General features: G+C 42.1%; 5 protein-coding genes, 2 tRNA genes and 2 rRNA genes. All 9 read right to left on the bottom strand.

The window, feature by feature from the left end:
- Positions 1-46: 46 nt before the first annotated feature.
- Positions 47-2,809: ribosomal RNA gene (locus NG809_RS13360) — 23S ribosomal RNA — on the bottom strand.
- Between the two features lie 202 nt (positions 2,810-3,011).
- A tRNA-Ala gene (locus NG809_RS13355) sits at positions 3,012-3,088 on the bottom strand.
- Between the two features lie 94 nt (positions 3,089-3,182).
- Positions 3,183-3,256, bottom strand: a tRNA-Ile gene (locus NG809_RS13350).
- Between the two features lie 275 nt (positions 3,257-3,531).
- A 16S ribosomal RNA gene (locus NG809_RS13345) occupies positions 3,532-5,048 on the bottom strand.
- The 16S and 23S rRNA genes sit together here with 2 tRNA genes alongside, the layout of an rRNA operon.
- Positions 5,049-7,226: 2,178 nt before the next feature.
- Positions 7,227-8,840, bottom strand: coding sequence for a UxaA family hydrolase (locus tag NG809_RS13340; RefSeq protein ID WP_262151411.1), 1,614 nt, complete (start codon positions 8,838-8,840; stop codon positions 7,227-7,229).
- Positions 8,841-8,846: 6 nt separating this feature from the next.
- Positions 8,847-10,310 (bottom strand): tagaturonate reductase, encoded by a 1,464-nt coding sequence (locus NG809_RS13335; RefSeq protein ID WP_262151409.1) that lies wholly within the window; start codon positions 10,308-10,310, stop codon positions 8,847-8,849.
- A 356-nt stretch (positions 10,311-10,666) separates the two neighbouring features.
- Positions 10,667-12,196: an MFS transporter gene (locus NG809_RS13330; RefSeq protein WP_262151407.1), complete on the bottom strand. Its 1,530-nt coding sequence runs from the start codon at positions 12,194-12,196 to the stop codon at positions 10,667-10,669.
- A gap of 10 nt (positions 12,197-12,206) precedes the next feature.
- Positions 12,207-12,866 (bottom strand): beta/alpha barrel domain-containing protein, encoded by a 660-nt coding sequence (locus NG809_RS13325; protein WP_262151405.1) that lies wholly within the window; start codon positions 12,864-12,866, stop codon positions 12,207-12,209.
- Positions 12,867-13,180: 314 nt separating this feature from the next.
- Entirely contained in the window at positions 13,181-14,185 is a 1,005-nt protein-coding gene (locus tag NG809_RS13320) for a sugar kinase (protein WP_262151403.1), read from the bottom strand.
- Positions 14,186-14,208: the final 23 nt, after the last annotated feature.

The raw sequence follows: 14,208 nt of genomic DNA, 5'->3' as shown, positions 1-14,208 counted from the left end.
TTCACAAAGAGAGAACCTGAGCGGCGCGGATTAACGCTGCCAATTAGGCTATAAATCTACGGGTAATTAGTACTACTCGGCTATGCTGTTACCAGCTTTACACCTGTAGCCTATCAACGTGGTCATCTCCCACGACCCTTAAAAGATGTCTCATCTTGAGGCGAGTTTCGCACTTATATGCTTTCAGTGCTTATCTCTTCCAAACGTAGCTACTCAGCGGTGCTCCTGGCGGAACAACTGATACACCAGAGGTTTGTTCAAATCGGTCCTCTCGTACTAGATTCAAGCCCTCTCAAACATCTAACGCCCGCAATAGATAGAGACCGAACTGTCTCACGACGTTCTGAACCCAGCTCGCGTGCCACTTTAATGGGCGAACAGCCCAACCCTTGGGACCTTCTCCAGCCCCAGGATGTGACGAGCCGACATCGAGGTGCCGAACCTCCCCGTCGATATGAGCTCTTGGGGGAGACTAGCCTGTTATCCCCGGAGTACCTTTTATCCTATGAGCGATGGCCCTTCCATACGGAACCACCGGATCACTATGTCCTGCTTTCGCACCTGATCGACTTGTAGGTCTCACAGTCAAGCACCCTTATGCCATTACACTCTACGCACGGTTACCAAGCGTGCTGAGGGTACCTTTGAAAGCCTCCGTTACTCTTTTGGAGGCGACCACCCCAGTCAAACTACCCACCACGCAGTGTCCTTCAATTAAGAAGTTAGGCTCCAAGTAAGTAAAGGGTGGTATTTCAACGTTGACTCCACAAACACTGGCGTGCCTGCTTCATAGTCTCCCACCTATCCTACACATTACTTACTCAAAGTCAATACGAAGTTATAGTAAAGGTTCACAGGGTCTTTTCGTCCCATTGCGGGTACTCGGCATCTTCACCGAGACTACAATTTCACAGAGCTCATGGTTGAGACAGTGCCCAGATCGTTACACCATTCGTGCAGGTCGGAACTTACCCGACAAGGAATTTCGCTACCTTAGGACCGTTATAGTTACGGCCGCCGTTTACTGGGGCTTCAGTCAAACGCTTCGCATTGCTGCTAACGCCCTTCCTTAACCTTCCAGCACCGGGCAGGTGTCAGACCCTATACTGCATCTTTCGATTTTGCAGAGTCCTGTGTTTTTGATAAACAGTCGCCTGGGCCTTTTTACTGCGGCCACCATTGCTGATGGCGTCTCTTCTCCCGAAGTTACGAGACTATTTTGCCTAGTTCCTTAACCATGATTCACTCTAGCACCTTAGGATTCTCTCCTCGACTACCTGTGTCGGTTTATGGTACGGGTTGCTTCACTTCGGCTTTTCTTGGAAGCACTTTCCCTACAGCAACTTCGCCCGAAGGCTAGGTCTTGACTATTCCGTCAGTCTCCAGTAAGTACGGCACTCCGTCCCCTTTTTAGTGTGAGCAAGTATGGGAATATTAACCCATTGTCCATCCACTACCCCTTTCGGGTTCGCGTTAGGTCCCGACTAACCCTCAGCTGATTAGCATGGCTGAGGAAACCTTAGTCTTTCGGTGAGCGGGTTTCTCGCCCGCTTTATCGTTACTTATGCCTACATTTTCTTTTCTGTCCGCTCCACAATACCTCACAGTACTGCTTCGGCGCAAACAGAATGCTCTCCTACCAGATACAGTCCCATGACTGTAAATCCATAGCTTCGGTAATATGTTTATGCCCGATTATTATCCATGCCGGACCGCTCGACTAGTGAGCTGTTACGCACTCTTTAAATGAATGGCTGCTTCCAAGCCAACATCCTAGCTGTCAATGCAGTCCAACCGCGTTGCTTCAACTTAACATATATTTGGGGACCTTAGCTGTTGGTCTGGGTTCTTTCCCTCTCGGACATGGACCTTAGCACCCATGCCCTCACTGCCGACCATCATTTATTAGCATTCGGAGTTTGTCAGGAATTGGTAGGATTTGACTCCCCCGCATCCAATCAGTAGCTCTACCTCTAATAAACTGTAAATCGACGCTGCACCTAAATGCATTTCGGAGAGTACGAGCTATCTCCCAGTTTGATTGGCCTTTCACCCCTACCCACAGGTCATCCGAAGACTTTTCAACGTCAACCGGTTCGGTCCTCCACTTTGTGTTACCAAAGCTTCAACCTGCCCATGGGTAGATCACAAGGTTTCGCGTCTAATCCTACTAACTATGCGCCCTGTTCAGACTCGCTTTCGCTCCGGCTCCGCACCTGAAGTGCTTAACCTCGCTAGTAAAATTAACTCGTAGGCTCATTATGCAAAAGGCACGCCGTCACCCAACTTGTGGGCTCCGACCGCTTGTAGGCGTACGGTTTCAGGTTCTGTTTCACCCTTCTATTCGAAGTGCTTTTCACCTTTCCTTCACAGTACTTGTTCACTATCGGTCTTTCAGGAGTATTTAGCCTTGGAGGATGGTCCCCCCATATTCAGACAGGATTTCACGTGTCCCGCCCTACTCATTTATCACTTTAATATGCCTTTCATATACGGGGCTATCACCCTCTTTGGCTGTTCTTTCCAGAACATTCTATTAAACATATAAAAGCTTTTGGGCTAATCCGCGTTCGCTCGCCACTACTTACGGAATCTCTTCGATTTCTTTTCCTCAGGGTACTTAGATGTTTCAGTTCTCCTGGTTTGCTCTCCTTGCGGAGTGACATGTCTTCAACATGCCGGGTTGCCCCATTCGGACATCTCGGGATCAATTCGTGTGTGCCAATCCCCCGAGCTTTTCGCAGCTTACCACGTCCTTCTTCGCCTCTGAAAGCCTAGGCATCCGCCATACGCCCTTAACGATTTCTTTCCTAATTTGTTGATTAGTTCAGTATTTTTTAATCAGCATTGCTGCCAATAATATTTTTGTAAACTCAAGCGCTTTTCCGCGCCCGGTTTTCTCTTTGTGATATCTTTACCGTTAATGTCAATGATCTTTTCTCTACTTCTGATCTAATTCGCAAAATATTGTTTTTGGCTCTATCTGCTTTTTAAAATTAAACCATCGGTGATGGTGGAGAATAAGGGAGTCGAACCCTTGACCTCCTGCGTGCAAGGCAGGCGCTCTAGCCAGCTGAGCTAATTCCCCTCTAGTTTGATTTGAGATTTGATATTTGAGATTTGATATTCAGACTTAACGAATTTCAAATTTCAAACCTTCAATTTCAAATCACTTAAATTAGTAGTCTCGGGCAGGCTCGAACTGCCGACCTCTACATTATCAGTGTAGCGCTCTAACCAGCTGAGCTACGAGACTTTGTTATGAGTAATGATTAATGAGTTATAATTGATATTCTCATACCGCCTATTTCATTTTCATTCTCAATCTCTTATCCCTTATACTAATTTCTAGTGGGTTTATGTTTTTTATAAGTAATAAATGATGATTGATGTATGATGTTTTATCACTGATCAAATATCTTTTATCATTTATATATATGACAACCAAATAAAAAAACTAAAGCTAAAAAACTTTAAATAAGTACCTGGGACATTGTCCCGTTTGTTTGTTTAACGTCTAAAGACGCTCTAAAATGAGATGTTCCAGCCGCACCTTCCGGTACGGCTACCTTGTTACGACTTAGCCCTAGTTACCTGTTTTACCCTAGGCAGCTCCTTTTACGGTCACCGACTTCAGGTACCCCAGACTTCCATGGCTTGACGGGCGGTGTGTACAAGGCCCGGGAACGTATTCACCGCGCCATGGCTGATGCGCGATTACTAGCGATTCCAGCTTCATAGAGTCGAGTTGCAGACTCCAATCCGAACTGAGACCGGCTTTCGAGATTCGCATCTTATCGCTAAGTAGCTGCCCTCTGTACCGGCCATTGTATTACGTGTGTGGCCCAAGGCGTAAGGGCCGTGATGATTTGACGTCATCCCCACCTTCCTCTCTACTTGCGTAGGCAGTCTCACTAGAGTCCCCAACTGAATGATGGCAACTAGTGACAGGGGTTGCGCTCGTTGCAGGACTTAACCTAACACCTCACGGCACGAGCTGACGACAACCATGCAGCACCTTGAAAATTGTCCGAAGAAAAGTCTGTTTCCAAACCTGTCAATTCCCATTTAAGCCTTGGTAAGGTTCCTCGCGTATCATCGAATTAAACCACATAATCCACCGCTTGTGCGGGCCCCCGTCAATTCCTTTGAGTTTCATTCTTGCGAACGTACTCCCCAGGTGGCTAACTTATCACTTTCGCTTAGTCTCTGAATCCGAAAACCCAAAAACGAGTTAGCATCGTTTACGGCGTGGACTACCAGGGTATCTAATCCTGTTCGCTCCCCACGCTTTCGTCCATCAGCGTCAGTTAAAACATAGTGACCTGCCTTCGCAATTGGTGTTCTAAGTAATATCTATGCATTTCACCGCTACACTACTTATTCCAGCCACTTCTACTTTACTCAAGACCTGCAGTATCAATGGCAGTTTCACAGTTAAGCTGTGAGATTTCACCACTGACTTACAGATCCGCCTACGGACCCTTTAAACCCAATAAATCCGGATAACGCTTGCACCCTCCGTATTACCGCGGCTGCTGGCACGGAGTTAGCCGGTGCTTATTCATACTGTACCTTCAGCTACCCTCACGAGGGTAGGTTTATCCCAGTATAAAAGAAGTTTACAATCCATAGAACCGTCGTCCTTCACGCGGGATGGCTGGATCAGGCTCTCACCCATTGTCCAATATTCCTCACTGCTGCCTCCCGTAGGAGTCTGGTCCGTGTCTCAGTACCAGTGTGGGGGATCACCCTCTCAGGCCCCCTAAAGATCACTGACTTGGTGAGCCGTTACCTCACCAACTATCTAATCTTGCGCGTGCCCATCTCTATCCGCCGGAGCTTTCAATATTAAATGATGCCACTTAATATATTATGGGATATTAATCTTCCTTTCGAAAGGCTATCTCCCTGATAAAGGCAGGTTGCACACGTGTTCCGCACCCGTACGCCGCTCTCTCTGTCCCGAAAGACAAATACCGCTCGGCTTGCATGTGTTAGGCCTCCCGCTAGCGTTCATCCTGAGCCAGGATCAAACTCTCCATTGTATGTTTGTCTGACTCACTCAAAGTTTCTTAATTACGCTTTAGTTTTTCCTTATTTTTTGGTTGTTATATTGTATCTTCAATGATCTCTTCTCTTCCGCTTTTTAACCGGGCTACTTTTCTGTCAGTTTCGCCCCGCATTTGCGTGTGCAAAAGTAATAAGTTATTTTAACATGACCAAATGTTTTTTCAAGAAATTTTAAAGTTTTTTGACGACCTTAATTTTCTTACCTTTTCACTCAATCTCTAACTTCTGCGCTTCCCCATAATTGGGTCTGCAAATATACAACTGTTTTTTATTCTTGCAAATTTTTCAGCTGATATTTTTTCTGAAGTTTTGTTCTTATCTTTATCCTCCTGCGCTACTTACTTCCTTCCGTTTTCAGTGGTGCAAAAGTAGAAACTTTTAATATCCCCACCAAACTTTTATTCATATTTATTTAACATAATGTCACAACACGCTGGTTAAGTGTGGGAAAAGTTGTGGGAAGATGGGAGATGGAAGTTGGGAGTTGGGAGATGGGAGATGGGAGATGGGAGTTTAGGGGTGCAGGGTTGGAGGGCTTTGGTGGTTTAGTTGGTTAGTGGTTTAGTTGGAGAGCCGGAGAGTGAAGGGATGATTGATTTCGGGGTACGGGGTGTGGCAATGTTGTGGCGGGGAGGTTATTATACAGGTTTTTCAGATAGCACTGCTCCGGAGTGCGGTGATGGTGGGTGTGATTTTGCTGGTCGGATTTTTGACAAATGTGGCATTCCGATGGAGTGCTGGGCAGGGAGACTGTAATTTTCTAAGTGGGTATGGGCGGGACGCCCGCAACAGCGGACAAAAAGATTTGAGATTTGAGATTTGAGATTTGATGTTTGATGTTTGAGATTCGGGGTGCGGGTTATGGATTACGGGCTGCGAAATGAAGGTGACGAGTTGTTTGGGTTTTGAAAATAGAGAGTTTTTGTTAGTGTAATTTTTTTTGTGGGTACGGGCGGGACGCCAGAACCAGCGGACAAAAAGATTTGAGATTTAATGTTTGAGATTTGAGATTCGGGGTGCGGGTTATGGATTACGGGCTGCGAAATGAAGGTGACGAGTTGTTTGGGTTTTGAAAATAGAGAGTTTTTGCTGCAGTAATTTTTTTTGTGGGTACGGGCGGGACGCCAGAACCAGCGGTGAGAGTTTTACTTGATGTTGTTATACTTCGATTCTTAAAAGAGTGATTTTTGCGTGGGAGTAACCACCCCAGTCTAAAATCTGCGATTTTTGACATCCCCTCCAGAGGATGGGAATGGTTTAACAATACATTATAAGAAGGAGGGTTTGCTTTTTTACTAATAATCGATCTGAAAAATATTGGAGAAAAGGATCCCCAAAAAACTTTTGTTATATGTTTTTGATTTGTAATTGAAGTTCTAAAGATGTTTTATAAATTAAATTTCTGAAAGTACATTATTTTATTACTTATTACTAATTGCTTAATACTTATCGCTTATCAGGATAACATCGTTGTAAAGAAGCTACGCCCGTTAATAGCCCCGATGGAAACGGCATCCTTTTTTGTGGCGGACGGAATGAAATGGAGGCTGCCGCAAAAAAGATATAGTGGACAGCGGGTTCCCGGCTCCTGAAAATTATGTGGGAGGGTTGGAGAGTTGGAGAGTTGGTGGATTTGAGCGTTGGAGGGTTTGAGTGTTGGCGGGCTTTCATTTTTGCATACTGCCTGGTGTGAAATTATCTTTAATTATTTTGTCTTGCAGACGATCTAAATACTTTTTCTGAACTCATGAGAGGTTTTAAAAATTTACTTCGAAAAAGATAATCGAGCTATGCAGTCTGAACCTGAAAGCACAAAAGAATGGTTGTTACAATATTTTCAAAAATCCTGTGAGCATTTATCCAGAGAGCAAAAGTTTAAAGTTTGGCAAGATGGCTATCATGCTGAAGAAGTTTTTTCAAATAAATAGATTGGAGAGAAGATAAATTATATTCATCAAAATCCCAGTGCCATAAATTATGCGGAGTTAGATAGTGCTTTAGATGTTTTTGTGGTTTTTATGGGGTGACTTTTTGTATGGTGTCGTCACGGATTGCAAATCTGCGCTATCAAATCCACACTATCTGTAAAAAGAAAATGCTCCCTACCGAAGCAAGAAGCATTTTCAACCCTAATATTTAATATAATTAACCCATTATAGAGAGACTCCGCGTCTCCATGGAATGAAATCATTCTGATTAAGAACGTCTGCTTTGGTTTTTACTTCGCCGCTGGCTACGTTGATGATGAGTTCCAGAAGTTCGTCTGCTGCTTCGGGAATTGTTTTTTCTCCGCTGATTACGGTACCTGCATTGAAATCAATAATGTCTGACATTTTTTCTGCCAAAACCGTGTTGGAAGAAATCTTCACAACCGGTGTAATAGGATTTCCCATCGGAGTTCCAAGACCTGTAGTGAAAAGTACGACTGTCGCACCTGAACCGACTAAAGCCGTTGTACATTCGGCATCATTTCCGGGAGTACACAACAGATTCAGACCTGGTTTTGTGGCGTATTCTGTAAAATCGAGAACTTCCACGATTGGCGCTGCTCCACCTTTTTTGGATGCTCCTGCAGATTTCATGGCATCGGTAATTAAACCGTCTTTGATGTTTCCGGGAGACGGATTCATATCAAATCCTGAACCTGCCGCAACCACAGAGGCTTCAAAATCTTTCATCAGTTTCAGGAATTTTACGCCATCTTCATCATTAATACAACGGTTGACCAACTCCTGCTCTACTCCACACAATTCAGGGAATTCTGCGAGCATGGTTGTTCCGCCCACTGCCGCCATAATATCTGAAACTTCGCCCAAAACTGGGTTTGCAGAAATTCCTGAGAAACCGTCTGAGCCACCACATTCCAAACCAATGTTCAGTTTGGTGATGGATGCTGGTTTTCTCTCTATTTCATTGGCTTTTTTAATGCCTTCGTATGAATCTTTGATAACGCCGGTCAGCATTTCATCGATGGTACCCGATTTTTGCTGTTCGTAAACGACAATCGGTTTTTTATTATTTGGAGCCAATGCGTGCAGTGCATCCATGAAAATCTGTACCTGAAGATTCTGACACCCTAAGCTGAGAACCGTAGCTCCCGCCACATTCGGGTTGTTGACATATCCTGCAAACAGTCTTCCCAACGCCTCAGCATCCTGACGGATTCCGCCACAACCACCCTGGTGCGTGATGAATCTTGCATCGATATTTTTAAATACTCTTGTATCCGCTTGTTCTTCTTCAACTTCAACAGCTGCACCGCCGTTTAATAAAGAACGCAGTAATAACTGATGTTTGCTGGCTTTATCGTGAAGCAGTTCCTTTTCAAAAATATCCTTCAGTGTTTCGATATTCTTGTTTTCGCAGAATACCAAGGGGAAAAACAGCCAGATATTTTCTGTTCCTACCTGTCCGTCTTCACGGTGATAGCCCATGAAAGTACGGTCTTTCCACTTGTCAACATTGGGTGGAGTCCATCCCAACGTTTCGGTTTTACCTACAACTTTTGCACTTTGGTGCTTTACGTTTTCGGTGGTAATCACTTCGCCCTGACTGATGGATTGGTTGGCTTTTCCAACGATTACGCCATACATGATGATATGGTCGCCATCCTCAAAATCTACGGCAGCGAATTTATGTTTTGCTTTAATATCTTTAAGAATCGTATAATCTGTACCGTCTAAGTGCACCGATTCTCCGGCAGGTAAATCCAACAGCGCTACAATAACGTTGTCTTTGGAATTTACTTTCAGTACTTTCTTTTGCATGATTGTTTAAGAATAAAATTGAATAAAATTTTTGTAGGCAGTTTCCATGTCATTGTGGTCGATTTCGTACAATGCCTTTGCTACTGCGACTTTCAGGCCTTCAAGTTGTGTAAGGTCGGTATCCCAGAACAGTTTTTCGCTTAATGCCTGTTCTGAAACAACTTCATAATCTTCGTTTTTCCAGATTTCCTTGAATCTGTTCACGATCGCTTCTTCGTCATTCAGAGGAAGAGATTTTTCACCAAAACTTCCCTGATAGAATCTGATTAAACTTGCCAGAGAGAACGTTAGGTTCAACGGAAGTCTATTATTTCTTTCAACATAAGTCAGTAAACTCGGAACGACTCTTACTTTAAATTTAGAAACAAAATATAAAGCGATGCTCGCCAAATGGTGCTTAATAAAAGGATTTCTGAATCTGTCGAACACTTCTTCCGCAAATTCCTTTAGTTCAGTTTCATCTAAACCTAAAGTCTGATTGACTTCATTAAATATTGATTCGCTTAAAAAAGTTCCGATAAACTGGTCATCGATTGCTTCTTTTACCAATTCTTTACCTGATAAAATCGCAGGAGCCAACATCAAAGTATGTCCGCCATTCAGAATTCTTACTTTTCTTAAACGGTATGGCTGAATATCTTCCACCACCAAAATCTGTTCGTTGATTTGATCGAAAGGAATTCTCTGTTTTAAGTCTTCACCTCCCTGAATCACCCATAATAGGAATGTTTCAGAAACTACCATCATTGGATCTTCATAATCCAACTGGTCTTCATACGTCGCAGCATCATCTTTTGGATAGCCCGGAACAATTCTGTCGACCAAAGTATTGTGAAAGTGATTGCTGTTTTCAACCCATTCTGCAAAACCTTCGTCTAAATTCCAAAGTTGGGCATATTTTAAAATAATTCCTTTTAAAACGATTGCGTTTTCTTCAATCAGCTCGCAGGGAATAATTCTTAAACCTTTGTCTGTCGCACCATTGAAATGCTTGTATCTTTCATGAAGTAAAACCGCCACTTTCGCTGGAAAATTTTTGTGCGGACCTTCGTAAGAATTTTCAGTTTCGTCGTAAGCGATTCCGGTTTCGGTTGTATTTGAAAAAACAAATTCGAGTTCTTCTTCTTTTGCCAACTCCAAAAAGCTGTTGTAATCTGCATAAGGATTAACCGACTTCTGAATCGCCGAAATCACGCATTTCTCATCAATGATTTCGCCTTTTTTAATTCCTCGCAAAAATAAAGTATAGAGATTTCCCTGTTCTTCAAGTTTGTGAACTGAACCGTTTGGAGTAGGCTGAATGTTGACAATTCCAGCGTTGAAATCTGCTTCTTTGTTTAATTTATCAATTACATAATCTGTAAATCCACGCATGAAGTTTCCTCCCCCGAACTGTACTATTTTGATTGGTAATTTTGTATCTAGACCGCTGTTTTGACGGTTTAACTGTTGTTTTGTCTGATTTTCCATTTTTCTAATTTGAATTAAATTGTGTTTTTAATTCTGCTAAATCTTGGAACTTTTTAAACGCAAAGTCCGCAAAGATTTTTTTAATGCTTGATGTATATTTTTAAGTTCGCAAAACGAAGTTTCGCCGATTCAAATAATCAATTTAAAAATTGAGGCAAAGGCGTTCTACTTAGCAAAGAGCTCAAAGTTATTTTTCAAACCTTCAAGGTTTTTGAAACCTTGAAGGATTATTTTTTCTTACAAAATTTCATCAAAATTAATTTACCCCAACCCTAAAGGGAGTTAATTTTGATGAAATTTTCAAGACATTTTTCCTCCCTTTAGGGTTGGGGAAAAGAAAAATGTCTTGAAAATTTCTACTTACTAATTACTTTATACTTAGGAACCAACATTTTCATTACTGTCCATGCAATTAAATAAGCGACTGCACAGATCGAGAAAATAATCATGTATCCTTTGTCGATTCCGTCTGAAACTACGGCACCTGATTTTTCCAATTGTTCAAAGAAACCGTCCGGCAAACGGTCGTTAACGTATTGTGGATATTTTTCCAATAAAGGAACTCCATCTACGGTTGACCAAGCTTTGTGAGCATGATCGAATAAAACTCCTGAAGATTTATTAATGATAAATGAACCGATTCCTCCAGCCATTCCGCCAATTCCCGTGATGGTTGCGATGGCTTTTTTAGGGAACATATCGCCAACGGTTGAGAAGATATTCGCTGACCATGCCTGATGTGCTGCTCCTGCTACACCGATAATTAAAACCGGAATCCAATACGTTGCAGTTCCTAAAGGTTGAGCCAAAAGTGCCAACAGAGGAAAAAATGCGAAAATCAACATCGCTTTCATTCTTCCAGAATAGGCGTTCATTCCTTTCTTTTCAACAAAATATTTTGGAAGCCATCCGCCGATGATTGATAATAAAGTAATCATATAAAGTACGAATAGCGGCAAGGCACTTTCAGTGGAATCCATTCCGTAAACCGAACTTAAATAAGCCGGAGTCCAGAATAAAAAGAACCACCAGACGCCGTCTGTCATGAATTTTCCGAAGGCAAAAGCCCAAGTCTGTCTGTAGCTGAAACATTCTTTGAATGTAAATACTTTTTCCGGAACTGAAGTGTCTTCATTCGGAAGATCATCCTGATCCTGATTGATGTACGTTAATTCGTGCTCGTTAACTCTTTTGTGTAAATGTGGTTTTTTGTAGACGAATACCCAAAGTCCCATCCAGACGAATCCTAAAGCACCAATAATAATAAATGCCCATTCCCAACCCATTGATTTTGCAATAAACGGTATTGTAAGCGGTGCCGCCAAAGCTCCAACAGTTGCTCCTGCGTTCCAGATACTTGTAGAAAAAGCTCTGTCTTTTTTAGGGAAATATTCTGCCGTGGTTTTGATTGCTGCGGGGAAATTCCCTGCCTCACCAATTGCCAATACGAAACGTGCAAAAATGAATAAAGTTACACTCGTACTGATTATTGCAGAAGTATTGGAAACTGTTCCGATTAATTCTTTAGATCCATGAAAACCTGCTAACCAATTTCCGGTAAGAATTCCTGAAGTTGCGATTCCACAGAATGCGTGTAAAACTGCACCCACAGACCAAACTCCGATTGCCCAAAGGAAACCTTTTTTGGTATCCATGAAATCCACGAATTTTCCTGCGAAAAGCATTCCCACTGCGTAGAATATAGAGAATAATGCGGTGATGTTTCCGTAATCGTTGTTATTCCAGTGAAATTCCGGTGCTATAAAATCTTTCCACGTCAAAGATAAAACCTGACGATCCAGATAATTGATCGTGGTGGCGAGGAATAACAGAAGACAAATCGTCCATCTGTATTGCGTCGGCTTAAGAGATTTAACTGAACTCATAGTCATTTATTTATTTTAAAGTCTGAATAATATCCAGCACTTTTTTGGTTTCATTTTCTATTGTCGCATAGTCTTTCGCAAGCATTAATTCCTTGCTTACCAGCTTGCTTCCCATTCCTACTGCCGAAACTCCTGCCTTGAACCAGCTTTCGATGCTTTCTTTTGTAGTATCAACACCTCCGGTTGGCATAAATTTCAAATTCGGGAAAACATCTTTAATAGCACTCATAAATCCTGGCCCCAAAGCATTTCCTGGGAATAATTTGATGAAAGTTACCCCTGCAGTTTCAGCAGCAATGATTTCAGTCGGAGTCATACAACCCGGACTGTACAACAAATCTTTAGGAATTAAAAATGCTGCAACTTCCGCCACAAAACCTGGACTGATAAAGAAATCAGCACCTGCTTTGTAATATTCTTCAGCTTGTTTTACATTTTTGATGGTTCCGATTCCGAGAAGCATCTCAGGCATTTCTGCATTACGGACTTCCACCATTTTTGTGAAATTGCTCAACGCAGCTTCTCCACGGCTGGTATATTCCACAGCGCGGATTCCTGCTTTGTAAAGTGATTTTAATATTTCTAAAGTTACCGTTTCATCAGCATTGTAATACAGAGGCAAAGCTCCCTGATTGATGATGGTGTTTGTAACCAATTGAATTTTTGTCATTTTTGTTTTAATTATTTTGTTAAAATAATCTTTGATGGGGGTTTATCCATCCTTTGGTATGCTGTCCTGTTGGGGACTTTGTTGATTTTATTAGATAGGATTTTATCCTATCCTTTGCTAAATCGTCCCTTTGGGACTTTCTATGTTATTTTTTTTTGAACACAGAGTTCACAAAGTTTTTTTTACTGTTAACTGTTTTTTAGTTTCACAAAGCCGCTTCGCTTATATAAGACCAAAACTTATTAGTTATATTTCATTTGAAATGATAAACCTTTTAAAGCCAACTGCCAAAAGCTAACAGACAAAAGGAAGAGTTACCTCTTGATGCGTCCTCCAGAATTTCCGGCCATTACTTCGATGATATCTTCTGCGCTGCAGTAGTTGATGTCGCCTAAAATGGTGTGTTTGATGGCGCAGGCTGCGTTGGCAAAATTCAATGCTTTTTCGTCATCGAAATTTAATAATCCATAAATTAAACCTGCGGCAAAGGCATCTCCCGTTCCGATTCTGTCGACTACGTTGTCTATTTCTAAAAATTTGGTTTCAAAATAAATTCCGTTAATCAAAGCTCTTCCCTGCGTCTGCTGAGAACTTGCCGTAATCCCGATTCTTATTTTATCGAAAATTTTATGGATTGAAGGACATTGTTTTTTTAATTCCTCACAAGCTTCCATGAAACCTTGCTGATCTGATAAAAACTGAGTTCCTAAAATTTCATTAATCTCATTTACACCACCGATAAAAATCGTTGAGTAAGAAACCAATTCCTTTAAAACTTCGTTTCCGTTTTTACCGTATTTCCAAAGGTTGGAACGGTAAGCCGGATCGGTTGTCACTTCAATTCCCATTTCTCTGGCTGTCAATAAACCTTCTTTCAAAGTTTCATAAGCACCTTCAGAAATTCCCGGGCTGATGCCTGTCCAGTGGAAATAGTTGCAACCTTCCAAAGCTTTTTTCCAGTCAACCTGTTCGGGTTTAATGTTGGCGAAAGAACCGTTCAGTCTGTTGTAGGCAATTCTGCTTGCACGAACAGATGCACCTACTTCAAGGAAATATAAACCTAAAGGATGTTCGTTTTTATTGATGAAAGTCGTGTCGATCCCAAAACTTTTGATGAAAGACAGTGCAGATTCTCCCACAAAATCATCAGAAACATTACTGATGTGCGTTACCTCGCAACCCATTGTTGCCAATGAAGAAGCTACGTTGAGCTCAGTTCCGCCGAAAAAGAATTCCATCTCGTGGCTCTGTTTCATTGTTTTGTTTCCGGGAGGTGAAAGCCTCATGATTACTTCACCGAAAGTAAGTATTTTACCCATAACTTTTAATTGACTTCTTTTTA

This window comes from Chryseobacterium foetidum (assembly GCF_025457425.1).
Lineage (GTDB): Bacteria > Bacteroidota > Bacteroidia > Flavobacteriales > Weeksellaceae > Chryseobacterium > Chryseobacterium foetidum.
This window is presented reverse-complemented; position numbering and strand designations above follow the sequence as displayed.

Coding starts and splice junctions, on each gene's coding strand:
- NG809_RS13340 (WP_262151411.1), bottom strand. CDS start 8,840: ATGCAAAAGAAAGTACTGAAAGTAAATTCCAAAGACAACGTTATTGTA.
- NG809_RS13335 (WP_262151409.1), bottom strand. CDS start 10,310: ATGGAAAATCAGACAAAACAACAGTTAAACCGTCAAAACAGCGGTCTA.
- NG809_RS13330 (WP_262151407.1), bottom strand. CDS start 12,196: ATGAGTTCAGTTAAATCTCTTAAGCCGACGCAATACAGATGGACGATT.
- NG809_RS13325 (WP_262151405.1), bottom strand. CDS start 12,866: ATGACAAAAATTCAATTGGTTACAAACACCATCATCAATCAGGGAGCT.
- NG809_RS13320 (WP_262151403.1), bottom strand. CDS start 14,185: ATGGGTAAAATACTTACTTTCGGTGAAGTAATCATGAGGCTTTCACCT.